The organism is Halobaculum roseum (assembly GCF_019880245.1).
Classification (GTDB): Archaea; Halobacteriota; Halobacteria; order Halobacteriales; family Haloferacaceae; genus Halobaculum; species Halobaculum roseum.
Genome location: NZ_CP082286.1, coordinates 308,061 through 322,293, shown reverse-complemented (window position 1 = coordinate 322,293; position 14,233 = coordinate 308,061). Strand labels below are relative to the sequence as shown.

General features: G+C 69.2%; 16 protein-coding genes. 8 read left to right on the top strand and 8 right to left on the bottom strand.

Going from position 1 to position 14,233, the window contains the following annotated elements; translation table 11 throughout:
* Window positions 1-4: 4 nt before the first annotated feature.
* From K6T36_RS01700 to K6T36_RS01675, 6 genes are all read right to left on the bottom strand, one after another.
* Complete coding sequence (locus K6T36_RS01700) at window positions 5-946, bottom strand: carbohydrate ABC transporter permease (RefSeq protein ID WP_222922320.1); 942 nt, start codon at window positions 944-946, stop codon at window positions 5-7.
* Complete coding sequence (locus tag K6T36_RS01695; protein WP_390182294.1) at window positions 943-1,953, bottom strand: carbohydrate ABC transporter permease; 1,011 nt, start codon at window positions 1,951-1,953, stop codon at window positions 943-945. The genes K6T36_RS01700 and K6T36_RS01695 overlap by 4 nt, the downstream gene beginning before the upstream one ends.
* A 57-nt stretch (window positions 1,954-2,010) precedes the next feature.
* The gene (locus tag K6T36_RS01690) at window positions 2,011-3,519 is read right to left on the bottom strand and encodes an extracellular solute-binding protein (protein WP_222922319.1); all 1,509 of its coding nucleotides are present in this window, start codon (window positions 3,517-3,519) and stop codon (window positions 2,011-2,013) included.
* Between the two features lie 237 nt (window positions 3,520-3,756).
* Window positions 3,757-4,821 (bottom strand): TrmB family transcriptional regulator, encoded by a 1,065-nt coding sequence (locus K6T36_RS01685; RefSeq protein ID WP_222922318.1) that lies wholly within the window; start codon window positions 4,819-4,821, stop codon window positions 3,757-3,759.
* Between the two features lie 118 nt (window positions 4,822-4,939).
* Entirely contained in the window at window positions 4,940-5,917 is a 978-nt protein-coding gene (locus K6T36_RS01680) for an aldo/keto reductase (RefSeq protein ID WP_222923324.1), read from the bottom strand.
* A gap of 90 nt (window positions 5,918-6,007) precedes the next feature.
* Window positions 6,008-6,976, bottom strand: coding sequence for an aldo/keto reductase (locus K6T36_RS01675; RefSeq protein ID WP_222923323.1), 969 nt, complete (start codon window positions 6,974-6,976; stop codon window positions 6,008-6,010).
* Window positions 6,977-7,127: 151 nt separating this feature from the next.
* Between K6T36_RS01675 and K6T36_RS01670 the strand changes: the two genes are divergently transcribed.
* The 8 genes from K6T36_RS01670 (at window position 7,128) to K6T36_RS01635 (ending at window position 12,588) form a co-directional block, all read left to right on the top strand.
* Window positions 7,128-7,616 (top strand): 50S ribosomal protein L11, encoded by a 489-nt coding sequence (locus tag K6T36_RS01670; protein ID WP_222922317.1) that lies wholly within the window; start codon window positions 7,128-7,130, stop codon window positions 7,614-7,616.
* Window positions 7,617-7,862: 246 nt separating this feature from the next.
* The gene (locus K6T36_RS01665) at window positions 7,863-8,501 is read left to right on the top strand and encodes a 50S ribosomal protein L1 (protein WP_222607749.1); all 639 of its coding nucleotides are present in this window, start codon (window positions 7,863-7,865) and stop codon (window positions 8,499-8,501) included.
* Entirely contained in the window at window positions 8,498-9,541 is a 1,044-nt protein-coding gene (locus K6T36_RS01660) for a 50S ribosomal protein L10 (RefSeq protein WP_222922316.1), read from the top strand. Before K6T36_RS01665 ends, K6T36_RS01660 begins: the two co-directional genes overlap by 4 nt.
* Window positions 9,542-9,558: 17 nt before the next feature.
* Window positions 9,559-9,909 carry a 50S ribosomal protein P1 gene (gene rpl12p, locus K6T36_RS01655; protein ID WP_222922315.1) on the top strand — a complete coding sequence of 117 codons (351 nt, stop codon included), beginning with the start codon at window positions 9,559-9,561 and terminating at the stop codon, window positions 9,907-9,909.
* A gap of 178 nt (window positions 9,910-10,087) precedes the next feature.
* Window positions 10,088-11,344 carry a tripartite tricarboxylate transporter permease gene (locus K6T36_RS01650; RefSeq protein ID WP_390182293.1) on the top strand — a complete coding sequence of 419 codons (1,257 nt, stop codon included), beginning with the start codon at window positions 10,088-10,090 and terminating at the stop codon, window positions 11,342-11,344.
* Between the two features lie 143 nt (window positions 11,345-11,487).
* Entirely contained in the window at window positions 11,488-11,673 is a 186-nt protein-coding gene (locus K6T36_RS01645; protein WP_073309961.1) for an HVO_2753 family zinc finger protein, read from the top strand.
* A gap of 2 nt (window positions 11,674-11,675) precedes the next feature.
* Window positions 11,676-11,942 carry an elongation factor 1-beta gene (locus K6T36_RS01640; protein WP_222922314.1) on the top strand — a complete coding sequence of 89 codons (267 nt, stop codon included), beginning with the start codon at window positions 11,676-11,678 and terminating at the stop codon, window positions 11,940-11,942.
* A gap of 199 nt (window positions 11,943-12,141) precedes the next feature.
* Complete coding sequence (locus K6T36_RS01635) at window positions 12,142-12,588, top strand: universal stress protein (protein ID WP_222607745.1); 447 nt, start codon at window positions 12,142-12,144, stop codon at window positions 12,586-12,588.
* A gap of 88 nt (window positions 12,589-12,676) precedes the next feature.
* On the opposite strand, the gene K6T36_RS01630 is transcribed toward K6T36_RS01635, so the two are convergent.
* Both K6T36_RS01630 and K6T36_RS01625 read right to left on the bottom strand, forming a co-directional pair.
* Entirely contained in the window at window positions 12,677-13,663 is a 987-nt protein-coding gene (locus tag K6T36_RS01630) for a biotin--[acetyl-CoA-carboxylase] ligase (protein ID WP_222923321.1), read from the bottom strand.
* 86 nt (window positions 13,664-13,749) lie between these two features.
* The gene (locus K6T36_RS01625; protein ID WP_222922313.1) at window positions 13,750-14,202 is read right to left on the bottom strand and encodes a universal stress protein; all 453 of its coding nucleotides are present in this window, start codon (window positions 14,200-14,202) and stop codon (window positions 13,750-13,752) included.
* Window positions 14,203-14,233: the final 31 nt, after the last annotated feature.

Here is a 14,233-nt window from a genome sequence, read left to right as displayed (position 1 = left end):
TTGATTACTCCTTGAGTGCGCCCGCCGTCAGTCCGCTGACGATGCGCTCCTGTGCGACCACGACGAGGATGGCGACCGGCACCACCGCGATGATGCTGCCCGCGGCCATCACGCCGTAGGTGACCTCGAACTGTCCCGCCCGCTGCAGCTGGAGCAGGCCGCCCACGATGGGCGCCCAGTTGTCCGGCTGCCCGTTGTTCATGAGCTGACTGAAGAAGAACTCGTTATACACGGAGATGAACGTCAACACCCCCGCGGTGGCGACGCCCGGCGCCGACAGCGGGATGATCACCCGGAACAGCGCTCCCAGCCGGGTGGTTCCCTCGACGCGCGCGGCGTCCTCAAGTCCGTCCGGGATCTGCCCGTAGAAGGTCGTGAGGATGAAGATCGACAGCGGCATGAACAGCGAGCTGAACGGCAGGATCATCGATCCCGGCGTGTTGTAGAGGCTCAGTCCGCTGATGACGTTCCCCGTGAACAGCCGGTACAGCGGAACGAAGAACGCCGCCGGCGGGAAGTAGCTGATCGCGAGCACCAGCAGCATGAGCGGTGCCTTCCCGGGGAACTCCAGGCGACCGAACACGTACCCCGCGAGGCTCGCCAGGACCAACACGATGACCGTGGTCGACAGCGCGAGCACGAGGCTGTTGAACATGTACCGCAGGAAGTCGATCCGCTCGAACACGTCGAGGAACACGCCGAGGTTCGTCGGCGTGTCGAAGAGCGCGAGACTCAGCGGCGCGTTGTCCGGCGTCACCGCCAGCACGAGCAGGAAGTAGAACGGGAACAGCGTCGTCGCGAGGAAGAAGATCGTCGCGACGTAGAACATCGCCCGGTAGGCGCGCTCCGGGTCCTTGATCGACTTCGCGACCCACCGCTGGAGCGGGCCGCGCTTGAGCTCCGGTTCCCCCTGAACGCCGCCGTCCGTTCGTGGTTCGTTCGTCATGCCACATCACCCCGCGCGTACCCGACGATGTACACCGAGACGACGACCCCGATGACCGCCGCCGTGATGAACGCGACCGTCGCCGAGGAACCGAGCATCCGGTTGCTGAACGTCGTCACCACCAGACACGACAGCGACGGCACCGTCGTACACCCCGCGACCGTCTCGATGAGCCCGTAGATCCGCATCGCCTGGATCGTCCGGAACAGCATCGCGACCATCACCGTCGGGAGGATGATGGGCAGGGTGATGTACTTGAAGCGCTGCCACGGCGAGGCGCCCGCGACCTTCGCCACGTCGAACAGGCTCCGGTCGATCGACTGCATCCCCGCGAGGATGAGCAGCGCCATGAACGCCGTCGTCTTCCACACGTCGGCCACGATGACGATCATCGTCGCGTCCTGCGCGTTCGCCAGTGGCGTGTACGATAACAGCCCCAGCGAGTTCAACAGCGCCGGCGCCTCCGGCGTTCCGACGAGGAAGCCGATGTTCGGCTGGAACATCAGGTAGAAGATCATCCCCTGGACGACGATCGGGATCGCCCACGGGAGGATGATCGCGACCCGGACCCACCGGCGTCCCCGGAAGTCCTTGTCGAGGATCAGCGCCTGCGCGAAGCCGATGACCGTCTCGATCGAGACGCTGATGATCGTGAACACCAGCGTGACCGCGATCGCACTGTTGAACATCGCGTTGACCGTCAGCGCCTGCGGCAGGAACGGCGACGGCAACAGTGCGGTCCGTTCGCCGGTGAGGATGGCCACGTAGTTCCCGAGGCCCACGAAGTTCCCGACGCTCGCCTGCCCGAAGCTGTCGGCGAACAGCGACAGGCGGAACGTCGACAACAGCGGCCAGAACGCGACGACGCCCAACAGCAGGAGCGCCGGGGTCAACAACAGGTACGCGTACTGTGTCTCCGACAGGTTCTCCATCCACCGGACGGCGCTCGCGTACGGCCCGCTCCGTGTCCCGCCGGGGAGGTCGCCCGTCTGTTGATCTGTGCTCATGCGTCTTGGTAACAATTGGAAATGATGGTCTTAAGTGTGGTGCGGGAGCCGGCCGGCTTACGCCTGGCTCTCGATCGACTCCAGCGACTCCTTCAGGTCGGTCATCGCCTGCTCCGGGCTCTTCTCCTGGCGCAGGCTGTCGTTCACCTCGCTGGCGATCTGGCTCGACTCCTGGGGCCAGACGGTCGTGACCGGACGCGGCAGGGCGGCCTCGCCGGCGACCTGCAGCGTGTCCACGTAACGGCCGATGAGTTCGAGCTCCCGGGTGCGCTCGGTGTTGATGAGGTCCGAGATGGGCGGCGTCCACCCGCCGATCTCGAACATGCGGAGGCGAACCTCGTCCTCCTGGAGCGCCCGGAACAGCTGGAGCGCGGCGCGCTTGCGGTCCTCGTTCGCGTTCGGGTTGAGGGTGAGGTGCCACCCGCCCAGCGCCGAGGTGGTCCCGCCGATGGAGCTGTACGGGGAGTCCTCCTCGGACACCGCGTACGGGATCGGCATCACGCCCAGGTCCTCGCCGAAGACGTCCTCGGCGCCGTTGATGTTGATCGAGTACGGCCAGTTGCGGTGCGCGACGACGTTACCGTTCGTGAAGGGTTCACGCGACGGCTCCTCGGTGTACTGGACGACCGCCTGCGGGGAGATCTGGTCGTACCCCTCCAGCGAGTGCTCGTCGTCCTGTCCGTGGATGAACGTCCGCATCATGCGGACCGCGTTGATCACGTTCTCCTCGTCGACGGTGACCGGGCGGTCGCCGACCGGGCCGAAGTAGTTCTCGAACTCGCCGAAGTACGACCCGCCGTGCGAGCCCATGAACTCGATGAAGTCACAGCACGCGAGTCCCTCGTAGGCGGATCCCTGCCAGGTGAAGCCGTCCTGGGTGTCGGTCGCCTCGAGCGTGTCGGTGACGACCGTCGAGAACTCCGACCACGTCATCGGCTCGGTCGCCCACGTGTCGAAGTCCTCGTCCGTGTAGCCGGCCTCCCGCATCAGGTCCTTGCGGTACTGGATGGTCGGGAAGTCGGCGAACAGCGGGATCCCGTAGAGGTCGCCCTCGGTGTCCTGCGCGGTGGCGACCATGTTCGACAGGTAGTCGCTTTGCACCTGGTCGACGATGGAACCGGGCAGCTCCTCGCTCAGGTTCGCGAGCTGGCCGCGCGCGATGAACGGGATCGTCCACCCGTTGTCCATCATCAGGACGGTCGGCCGCTCCTGGCCGGCCGAGAGGATCTGCTGGTACTGCGAGCGCCGGTCGCCCGTCGTGAACGACCCCGCGAGGAACTCGATGGAGATGTTGTCCGGGAGCCCGCCGTCCTCGTGGAGCGTCTCCTTGATGTCCTCGGCCGCGTTCGCGAAGTTGGAGTCGGCCGCGATCTGGATGGTCACGTCCTCCTCGGGCGGCTCCGTGTCGATCGGCTCGCCGGTGCCGTCATCGCCTCCACCGTTGCCACCGCCGTCACCGTTGCCGCCGCCCATACAGCCTGCAAGCCCGAGCGTGGCTCCGGCGCCGCCGGCCGCAGCGAGGTAGTCCCGCCGCGATACCCCGTTCCGTGTGTTGTCGTTAGACATCAGGGTGGTATAGGGAACAATCATTAATATAGGCTATGGCTTTTACAACAGTAGTTGTTAACAACAGTGCGGGGATGTGACGGCGGACGCTCGACGGGAGAACCGTCGTCACGGCCGTTCAGCGGCCCGCGGTCGCGACCACTCCGCCGACCCGGGTGCTGTCGAATCCCCTCGTCGATTCACGCTGCAGACGGGAGAAGCACGGTGGGGATCGCCGTGTGGCTCGCGTGTATTCGTTCACTCGATCGGCGCGTCGACGATCGTGAGTCTCGTTCCCTCGACGTCCTCGACGATCGCGCCCCACCCGCCGACGCTGACGTGTTCGCCGTCGACGTCGAGGTCGACCGTGACCTGTCCGGCCAGCTCGAAGCCGGTGTCGGCCTCCGAGGCGAACGGGACCCGCACGTCGACGACGGTGCCCTCGACGGTGCACTCCTCGCCCGTGTCGGTCTCGTACCCTTCGACGCGGAGGCGAATGGGGGCGTCCCGCCAGCCCAGCTCCCGGAGGTCGCGAACGAGGTGGCGAACGTCGAGATGTTCGATGGGAAGCCCCGGCTCGCTCGCGTCGTACACGGACTTCCACGGCTCCCACAGCGTCGTGAGGAAGTACCAGTAGAACACGTACGTGTGCGTCCGGTCGTTCACGAGCACGCCGTACCGGTCGTACGAATCCGGGTGGTGGGCGAACGACGCCTGTCGCCGGTCGGCCAGCGCCACGAACGGCGCGGGAAGCGGACGGTGACGCGCCTCCATGCAGATGTCCTCGAACAGGCTCGGGTCCGGCCGCTCGTTCGCGTCGTCGGTGTGGACGGACACGCGCACCGAGACGCCCCGGTCGGTCGCGTCGCGGAGCGCGGGCGCGAGCCGTCGGAGGTTCGCGGTCGTCGTCGACAGCAGGATCTGGTGGCTCGCGTCCTCGATGAACGCCTCCGCGCGCTCGATGACGGTCCGAAAGCGCGTGACGATGCTGGCGCCGCCGGCCTCCAACTCGGGCTGTTCCCACCGCTGTTCCACCTCCTCGGCGGCCGCCTCCAGCCGGTCGGCCCGGCTCCGGAGGTCCTCCAACACGACCGACGGGCTGTGTGCCCGGGCCTGCAGCGAGCCGGCCTCGTACGTCTCGATGTACTCCCGTTCCTCCAGCGTCCGTAGCACGTCGTAGATGCGAGGGGCCGGGACGCCGCTCGCCTCCGCCACGTCGGTCGCCGACGCCGTCCCCAGCTCCAGCAGCGCGACGTACGCCTCCGCCTGGTACGGCGACAGGCCCGCCGCCTCCAGCGTCTCGACGAGCGACTCGGTCTCCATGCCGGGTGGCTGTCGTGCTGGGGGAAAACCGTACCGCCTACGGACGGGACTGCTTCTCCGACCGCGCGTGCTCGCGCGATCCGAAAGCCGTCACGCCGAGGACACCGCCCGCGCGGGCTCAGTCCTTCCCGGGTGCGGGCCACCGCGGCGTCTTGGGCGCCTCGATACGCGTCATCTCCTCGTCGGTCAGATCGAGGCCGAGGGCGGCGACGTTCTCGCGGAGGTGCTCGCTCGACCCCGGACCGATGATCGGGGCGTCCACCACGTCGCGGTGGAGCGGCCACGCGAGCGACACCTGCGCCGGCGTGACGCCCCGTTCGTCGGCGATCGCGCGGATCTCGTCCAGCACGGCCCAGTTCTCCTCGGTGAATCGGTTCCGGGTGTACTCGTCCGTCTCGGCTCGGTAGCCCTCCTCGGTGTCGTCGTCGCGGTCGTACTTTCCGGTGAGGAAGCCGCCCGCCAGCGGCGACCACGGGATCACGCCCACGTCCTCGCCGGCACAGACCTCCAGCAGGTTCGCCTCCTCGTGGCGGTCCACGGCGTTGTACTCGGGCTGCATGCAGGCGAAGCGCTCGTAGTCCTCGATGTCGCTGGTGTAGAGGGCCTTCGTGAACTGGTAGGCGGTCATCGTGGAGGCGCCGATGTACCGAACCCGACCGGTCTCGACGAGGTGATCGAGGGCCGCGAGCGTCTCCTCGATCGGGGTGTCGTCGTCCCAGCGGTGGATCTGATACAGGTCGATGTAGTCGGTGTCGAGTCGGTCGAGGCTGGCTTCCACCTGATCGAGGATGTGCTTGCGCGAGAGGCCCGAGCCGTTCGGGCCGTCGAACATGTCCCAGTACACCTTTGTGGCGAGGACGAGCTCGTCGCGGTTGGCGGAGGCGACGGCGTCGCCGACGATCTCCTCGCTTTCGCCGGTGGAGTAGACGTTCGCGGTGTCGAGGAAGTTGATCCCGAGATCGAGCGCCTCGTGGATCAGGTCGACGCTCGCGTCGCGGTCGTTCATCATCCACGGTTCCCCGGATCCGAAGTTCATACAGCCGAGACACAACCGGGACACGTCGAGCCCCGTGTCGCCGAGCTTCGTGTACGTCATCCCGTCGAACTCGTGTGCGTCGCTCACGCGACACACGGACTCGGCGCAGATAGATAATCGTCCCGGCGGGAGAGGCGGATACCGCTCGGGCTACGGACCGGGGTACCGCGGCGTCTTCGGCTCGGCGATGCGCTCGACCTGCTCGGGGCTCAGGTCGACCGAGATCGCGCCGACGTTCTCGCGGAGGTGCTCGATCGATCGCGGGCCGATGATCGGCGCGGTGACGACCTCCCGTTCGAGCAGCCACGCGAGCGCCACCTGTGCGGGCGTCGCGTCGACCTCCTCGGCGACGCTCCTGACGGCGTCGAGTACGGCCCAGTTCTCCTCGGTGAAGTACCCGCGGACCGACTCGGAGGCCGCCCCGCGGGTGCCGTCGGTCGGCTCCGAATCCCGGTCGTACTTTCCGGTGAGGAAGCCGCCCGCCAGCGGCGACCACGGGATCACGCCGACGCCCTCGCCCTCGCACACGTCCAGGAGGTTCGCCTCCTCGTACCGGGCGACCGCGGAGTACTCGGGCTGCATGCAGGCGAAGCGCTCGTAGTCCTCGATGTCGCTGGTGTAGAGGGCCTTCGTGAACTGGTAGGCGGTCATCGTGGAGGCGCCGATGTAGCGTACGCGACCCGTCTCGATGAGGTGATCGAGCGCGGAGAGGGTCTCCTCGATCGGCGTTTCCTCGTCCCAGCGATGGATCTGGTAGAGGTCGATGTAGTCGGTGTCGAGGCGGTCGAGGCTCGCCTCCACCTGATCGAGAATGTGTTTGCGCGAGAGCCCCGAGCCGTTCGGCCCGTCGCGCATCTCGCCGAAGACCTTCGTGGCGAGGACGAGCTCGTCGCGGTCCGCGGAGGCGACGGCGGCGCCGACGATCTCCTCGCTTTCGCCGGTGGAGTAGACGTTCGCGGTGTCGAGGAAGTTAATGCCGAGATCGAGCGCCTCGTGGATCAGGTCGACGCTCGCGTCGCGGTCGTTCATCATCCACGGCCGCTCGCTGCCGAAGTTCATGCAGCCGAGACACAGCCGCGACACCTCTAGCCCGGTGTCGCCCAGCCTCGTGTACGCCATCGAGTCCGGCACGGACATACGTTCGACGCCGTCGCCGGCGGGTATAAGCGCCGCTGATCCGGCGCCCGAATGCGAGCGGTTCACACCCACGCGATCGCCGGAAGCGGTCGCAAAGACAATCCTTAAACGACGCGACGGGGAATCCGAACGTATGGCTGGAACCATCGAAGTGCTCGTTCCCGGCGGCCAGGCCAATCCCGGCCCGCCGCTCGGTCCCGAGCTCGGTCCGACGCCGGTGGACGTGCAGGCGGTCGTCTCGGAGATCAACGACCAGACCGCCGCGTTCGACGGCATGGAAGTGCCCGTCACCGTCGAGTACGACGACGACGGCTCCTTCAGCATCGAGGTCGGCGTCCCGCCGACGGCGGAACTGATCAAGGACGAGGTCGGCTTCGAGACGGGCTCGGGCGAGCCCCAGAAGGACTTCGTCGCCGACATGACCGTCGAACAGGTGAAGAAGGTGGCCGAGCAGAAGATGTCCGACCTGCTCGCGTACGACGTGAAGGCCGCCGCCAAGGAGGTCGGCGGCACGTGCGCCTCCCTCGGCGTCACCATCGACGGCGAGGACGCCCGCACGTTCGACGACCGCGTCGACGCCGGCGAGTACGACGACGTCCTCGCCGAGGAAGCGACGGCGTAACTCCGGTTCCACTTCTCGCCCCCGGCCGCCGGATTCGGCGGTCGGTTCGCGACCGCATCCCCGCCAGCGACGGCGCCGGCGACACGTCGGGCCCATGCGCCGCCGTGGCGGGCCGTGTGAACGGCTCTCGCGCCCCTCGCCCCTTCGACGGTCTTAAGTGTCGCGTGGGCGGATTCCACGGTGAGACAGGCGTACGCCTGTTTCACTGACCCGTAGGAGCATTCCTGCGTACTACGGAGGTGAAAAATGGCAGATTCAATCGAGGACGCAGTATCCCAAGCACTGGAGGACGCCCCCCCTCGCAACTTCCGCGAGACCGTGGATTTGGCGATCAATCTCCGGGACTTGGACCTCAACGACCCGTCGAATCGAGTTGACGACGAAGTCGTGCTTCCGGCCGGCACCGGCCAGGAGACACAGATCGTCGTCATTGCGGAGGGCGAGACCGCCCTGCGCGCGGAAGACGTAGCCGACAGAGTCCTGTCGGGCGACGACCTCTCGGAGCTCGCCTCCGAGGAGAACGACGCCAAGGATCTCGCCGATGAGACCGACTTCTTCATCGCCGAGGCCGACATGATGCAGGACGTGGCGTCCAACCTCGGGCGCATTCTGGGGCCGCGCGGCAAGATGCCGACGCCGCTCCAGCCCGACGACGACGTCGTCGAAACCGTCAACCGCATGAAAAACACCGTCCAGATCCGCTCGCGCGACCGCCGCACGTTCCACACGCGCGTCGGCGCCGAGGACATGACGGCCGACGAGATCGCCGACAACATCGACGTGATCGTCCGCCGGCTGGAGGCGGACCTCGAGAAGGGGCCGCTCAACATCGACGGCATCTACGTCAAGACGACGATGGGGCCGTCCGTGGAGGTGCCCGTATGAGCGCCGCAGAGGAGCGCAAGACCGAGACCATTCCGGAGTGGAAGCGCCAGGAGGTCGCCGAGCTGACCGACTTCGTCGACTCGTACGACGCCGTCGGCGTCGTCGACCTCACGGGCATCCCGAGCCGGCAGCTCCAGGACATGCGCCGCGACCTGCACGGGCGGGCCGAGCTGCGGATGTCCCGCAACACCCTCATCGAGCGCGCGCTCGACGAGGTGGACGAGGGCGTCGAGGACCTGGGACAGTTCGTCTCCGGTCACGTCGGCCTCATCGGCACCAACGACAACCCCTTCGGGCTGTACAAGCAGCTCGAGGCGTCGAAGACGTCCGCGCCCATCGGCGCGGGCGAGGTCGCCCCGAACGACATCGTCATCCCCGAGGGTGACACGGGGGTCGACCCCGGTCCGTTCGTCGGCGAGCTTCAGCAGGTCGGCGCGGACGCCCGGATCGACGGCGGGTCGATCAAGGTCATGTCCGACTCGCACGTGCTCGACGCCGGCGAGGCGGTGTCGGAGGAACTCGCCAACGTGCTCGGCGAGCTCGGCATCGAGCCCAAGGAGGTCGGGCTGGACCTGCGCGCCGTCTTCGCGGACGGCGTGCTGTTCGAGCCGGACGAGCTCGCCATCGACGTGGACGAGTACCGCGCGGACGTCCAGTCCGCCGCGGCGGCGGCGCGGAACCTCTCGGTCAACGCCGCCTACCCGACCGCCCGCACCGCGGGCACCCTGCTCGGCAAGGCCGCCGGCGAGGCGAAGTCCGTCGGCCTGTTCGCGGCCATCGAGGACGAGGAACTCATGCCCGACCTCGTGAGCCGCGCCGACGCGCAGCTGCGCTCGCTCGCGGCCGCCATCGACGACGACGAGGCGCTCCCCGAGGAGCTCCGCGGCGTCGAGGCGCCCGCGCCCGAGCCGGCCGCCGAGGCCGAGGAGGAAACTGACGAATCGAGCGACGACGAGGACACGGAAGCCGAGCCCGACGACGCCGACGACGATGACGACGACGGCGACGGAGCGGAGGGCCTCGGCGCGATGTTCGGATAAGACAACTACACAGGACCATGGAATACGTTTACGCTGCACTCATCCTGAACGAGACGGGCGAGGAGATCAACGAGGACAACGTCACGGCGGTGCTGGAAGCCGCCGGCGTCGACGTCGAGGAATCCCGCGTGAAGGCCCTCGTGGCCGCGCTGGAGGACGTCGACATCGAGGAGGCAATCGAGACGGCCGCCGCCGCGCCCGCCGCGGGCGCCTCGGCCGGCGCCGCCGGCGGCTCCGCCGACGAGGCGGAGGCCGACGACGGCGACGACGAGGCCGAGGAGGAGGCCGCCGACGAGGCCGCCGCTGACGACGACGACGAGGACGACGACGAGGGCTCGGGCGAGGGCCTGGGCGAGCTCTTCGGCTGACGCCGGCGACGCTCACTCGTCTCGACCGACTCGACCGCAGATCGCACTTCTTTCGAGGCCTACTCCCGAGGGACAGCGCCGCCGATATGAGCGACGGCCGCGGCGGCTCGCCCGTCGAGCTTCGAGCGTCGCTCGGGACCCGAGCGTTGAAACCGGATGACGGATCCACTCCGTCCCGGTGTTCCCGCTTCCCGCCGTCGTCCCGCCCGCCGGAGTTCTCGCCGCCGCCCCACCCGCCGGCACCGTTCTGCTCGCGTACACGCTCGCGGGCTGTGCGCTCGGCTGCTGCAGCGGACTGGTCCCCGGGCTGCACGCGAACAACTTCGCGTTCCTCCTGGCGGCCGCGGCGCCGGCGCTGGACGCCCCGCCGGTCCCGCTCGGCTGCGCGATGGTGGCCGCCGGCGTCGTCCACACGTTCCTCGACATCGTGCCGTCGCTGGCGCTCGGGGTCCCCGACGCCGCGATGGCGGCCGCGGCGCTCCCCGGCCATCGGTTGGTCGCGGAGGGGCGCGGGCGTGAGGCGATGCGTCTCTCGGCGGTCGGGTCGGGGCTGGCGCTGGCGACCGCGCTCCCCGCCGCGGCCGTCGTCACCGCGGGGATGCGCGTCGCGTATCCGTATCTACGCGCGTGGCTGCCGGTCGTGCTCGCGGGAGTGGCGCTGTTGCTCGTGCTCACCGAGTCGAACAACCGCCGTCGACTCGCCGGCGCGCTCTCGTTCGCGCTCGCGACGGCGCTTGGACTGGTCACGCTCGATGCGCCGACGGACCCGCTCGTCGCCGCCGGCGGGGTCCTCGCCCCGCTGTTCGCCGGGCTGTTCGGCGTGCCGGTGCTGGTCGACGCGCTCGGCGGCGCCGGCGTCCCGTCGCAGGCCGACGCCCGCCTGGGGCTGTCCGGTCGCGAGCTGACGGGTGCGGCCGCCGCCGGCGCGGGCGGCGGCGCCGCGGTCGGGTACCTCCCCGGCGTCTCCGCGGGCGTGGCGGCCGTGCTGGCGCTGCCGGCCACCGCCGGCCGCGACCCGGCGCGGGAGTACGTCGTCGCGACCAGCGGGGCGAACACGGCGACGGCGGTGTTCGCGCTGTTCGCGTACTGGTCGTTCGACGCGACGCGCTCGGGCGTGTTCGTCGCCCTCGACGGGGCGGGCGTCCCGGCCGCGCTCCCGCCGCTGCTCTCGGCGGTGGTTGTCGCGGGGGCGGTCGGAACCGTCGCGGTCGTGCTGGTCGGCGACGCCGCGCTCCGCGTCGTCGGCGGACTCCCGCACGCCCCGCTGGTCGGGGGAGTGATCGTCGGGCTGGCGCTGCTGTCGCTCGCGTTCGCCGGCCCGTTCGGGCTGGGCGTGCTCGTCGCCGCGGCCGCGGTCGGCTTCGTTCCCGTCCGGCTCGGCTGCCGACGGGTCCACCTGATGGGCGTGTTACTCGGGCCGCTCGTGATCGCGTGAGCGGTCGACGCGACAACGGTCCACAGCCGGCAAGTCGTACGCCAACGATTCGCACGACTAGGGCCCGAATGACGGAAGCCGGATCGGCCGTTCGCGCCGTCTGAAAGACAACCGTTAAAAGCCGCGCGCCGGTCTCTAGCCGTATGAGCCAGTCAGAGTCCGAGCAGCGTTCCGAGCGACGCTGCGTCTCCTGTGGCATCAACGTCGCGGGGACGGCCGCGGCGACGTTCAAGTGCCCCGACTGTGGCACGCAGATCAGCCGCTGCGCGAAGTGCCGCAAGCAGAGCAACCTCTTCGAGTGTCCCGACTGCGGGTTCCGGGGGCCGTAACGATGGGGAAGGTCGCCGCGAAGATGAAGGTCATGCCGCAGAGCCCCGACATCGACCTCGACGAGCTCCAGCAGAAGCTGGAGGAGTCGCTCCCGCAGGGCGCGGAGATCCGGAACGTCGAGCGCGACGACGTCGCGTTCGGCCTCGTCGCGCTCCTGCCGATGGTCGTCGTCCCCGACGACGCCGGCGGCACCGAGGCCGTCGAGGAGTCGTTCTCCGGCGTCGAGGGCGTCGAGAGCGTGAGCGTCGAGGAAGTCGGCCGCCTGTAGTCGACGGCGCTCGACCCCGGCACCGCGCCGGAACCGTTCGCGATTTTCGCGTGTGACGCAGTTCTCCGCGAGCCGTCGGCTCGACCAAGTTGAACGACAGACCCCCGCATTACGAATCGAAACACGAAACCACGAGACGCCGGTGCCGTCGTGCGAAGCCTTAATGCGACCCCGCCGTCTGGGTACGACAGACAGTCACATGGGGATGTACGACCGGATCCTCGTTCCGACCGACGGCTCCGACGGCGTCGAGCGCGCGGTCCGACACGCCGTCGATCTGGCGGTCCAGCACGGGGCGACCGTCCACGCGCTGTACGTCGTCAACTCGGCGTCGTACGCCGGGATGCCGATGGAGTCGAGCTGGGAGGGGATCGACGAGATGCTCCGGGGCGACGCCGAGGACGCGGTGTCGCTGGTCGAGGCGCTCGGCGACGACTACGAGGTCCCGGTCGAGACGGCGGTGATCGACGGCTCGCCGAGCCGCGAGATCGTCCGCTACGCCGAGGACAACGGCTGCGACCTGATCGTGATGGGGACGCACGGCCGCGGCGGCATCGACCGACTGCTGTTGGGCAGCGTCGCCGAGAAGGTCGTCCGGTCCTCGAGCGTGCCGGTGCTCACGGTGCGGGTCGCGGACGCGACGTAACGAGGTTTGCGTGGGAACGGGTCGAGCGTTCCGGAGGTGACGGTTCGGGATCCGCGGAGGCGACGACGTGACGTAGCGAACGCGACGTTCAGCGGTCGGCCGGCCGCAGGTGCTCGCAGTCGCCCGCGGTCACCCGGACGGTCCCCTCTTCGGTCTCGACGACGAGCGCGCCGGGGAACACGATCCCGACGGCCTCGCCCTCCACGACGCCGCCGGGGGTCTCGACGCGGACGCGCCGCCCCACGGTGTCGGCGTGCTCCTCCCACGCCGACACGGCCCCGCGGAGGTCGCCGCGGAGGTCGTCGAACTCCTCCAGGATCCGCTGGACGAGCACGCGCCGGTCGACCGGCTCGCCGCGCTCGGCCAGCAGGCTCGTCGCGTCGGCGGACGCCGGCAGGTCCGCGGGGTCGACGTTCGCGTTGAGGCCGACGCCGACGACGAGCCAGGAGACGCGGTCGGCCTCCCCCTCCATCTCGGTGAGGATGCCGCACAGCTTCCGGCCGCCGCGCTCGGTCGGTTCCGCCCCGGTCCCCTCGTCGTCGCCGACGAGCACGTCGTTGGGCCACTTGATCCGCGCGTCGACGCCCGTCTCGCGACAGGCGCGCGTCACCGCGACGGCCATCGCGAGCGTGTACGCCGGGGCATGAGCGGGGGGGACTTCGGGACGGCACACGACCGACAGCCAGACGCCGCCCGGCGGCGACACCCACTCGCGGTCGAGCCGGCCGCGCGAGGCGGTCTGCTCGTCGGCGACCACGGCAACGTCGTCCGCGCCCGCGGCCGCGAGTTCGCGGGCGCGGTCGTTCGTCGAGCCGACGGCGTCGTGGTACTCCACGTCGAACGGCGCGTCGAGGCCGTAGGCGATCGCCTCGCCGGAGTATCCCGACACATCGGTCACGACGTAGCCGGCGGCGGCACTCTCGACGGCGACGCCGGCATCGCGCAGCGCCTCGACGTGGTTCCAGACGGCCGCGCGCGACACGCCGAGGCGGTCGGCCAGCGCCGGCCCGGTCACCGGTCCGCCCGCGAGCGCCTCCAGGAGGGCCCGGCGGGTGGCGGGAACGCCGGCGTCAATGTCGGTGGCGTCGGTGGCGTCGGTGGCGTCGGTGGCGTCGGTGGCGTCGGTGGCGTCGGTGCCGCCGTTCCGGTCGTCGTCGCCCGTCACGGGTCGTCGCGGCCGCCGTTCGCGGGCGCAAGCTCCGTCGACTCCCCGTTCGCGCGGACGGTGATCACCGTCGCGTCGAGCTTCCCCTTCAGGAACGTCTCGATGTCGGGATCGGAGAACAGCTTCCGGATGGTCCGCCGCCACCGGCTCGCCTGCTTGGCGCCGATGACGACCACGTCGGCCTCCTCGGCGGCGACCTCGTCGAGGATCGTCTCCTCGACGAGGAACCCCCGGCGGACGACGTAGCGAACGGTGGGGAGCCGGCCGAACTCGCGCTCGACCGCGCGCTTGAGCTGCGTCCGGGTCACCTCCCGACCCTCCTGATACAGATCCACGTGGAGGATAGTCAACTCGGCGTCGCGCTCCTCGGCGATCCGGATCGCCTCCGACAACGTCGCCTTGGAGTGCTTCGAGAGCGGGTATCGAACCGGTACGACGACCAACGTCATTGTCGGTCGGACGCGCCGACGGGTGTAAACA

Bases quoted from the DNA above. Each gene is read 5' to 3' on its own strand.
- K6T36_RS01700 (WP_222922320.1), bottom strand. From the start codon at position 946: ATGACGAACGAACCACGAACGGACGGCGGCGTTCAGGGGGAACCGGAG.
- K6T36_RS01695 (WP_390182294.1), bottom strand. From the start codon at position 1,953: ATGAGCACAGATCAACAGACGGGCGACCTCCCCGGCGGGACACGGAGC.
- K6T36_RS01690 (WP_222922319.1), bottom strand. From the start codon at position 3,519: ATGTCTAACGACAACACACGGAACGGGGTATCGCGGCGGGACTACCTC.
- K6T36_RS01685 (WP_222922318.1), bottom strand. From the start codon at position 4,821: ATGGAGACCGAGTCGCTCGTCGAGACGCTGGAGGCGGCGGGCCTGTCG.
- K6T36_RS01680 (WP_222923324.1), bottom strand. From the start codon at position 5,917: ATGACGTACACGAAGCTCGGCGACACGGGGCTCGACGTGTCCCGGTTG.
- K6T36_RS01675 (WP_222923323.1), bottom strand. From the start codon at position 6,976: ATGGCGTACACGAGGCTGGGCGACACCGGGCTAGAGGTGTCGCGGCTG.
- K6T36_RS01670 (WP_222922317.1), top strand. From the start codon at position 7,128: ATGGCTGGAACCATCGAAGTGCTCGTTCCCGGCGGCCAGGCCAATCCC.
- K6T36_RS01665 (WP_222607749.1), top strand. From the start codon at position 7,863: ATGGCAGATTCAATCGAGGACGCAGTATCCCAAGCACTGGAGGACGCC.
- K6T36_RS01660 (WP_222922316.1), top strand. From the start codon at position 8,498: ATGAGCGCCGCAGAGGAGCGCAAGACCGAGACCATTCCGGAGTGGAAG.
- rpl12p (WP_222922315.1), top strand. From the start codon at position 9,559: ATGGAATACGTTTACGCTGCACTCATCCTGAACGAGACGGGCGAGGAG.
- K6T36_RS01645 (WP_073309961.1), top strand. From the start codon at position 11,488: ATGAGCCAGTCAGAGTCCGAGCAGCGTTCCGAGCGACGCTGCGTCTCC.
- K6T36_RS01640 (WP_222922314.1), top strand. From the start codon at position 11,676: ATGGGGAAGGTCGCCGCGAAGATGAAGGTCATGCCGCAGAGCCCCGAC.
- K6T36_RS01635 (WP_222607745.1), top strand. From the start codon at position 12,142: ATGGGGATGTACGACCGGATCCTCGTTCCGACCGACGGCTCCGACGGC.
- K6T36_RS01625 (WP_222922313.1), bottom strand. From the start codon at position 14,202: ATGACGTTGGTCGTCGTACCGGTTCGATACCCGCTCTCGAAGCACTCC.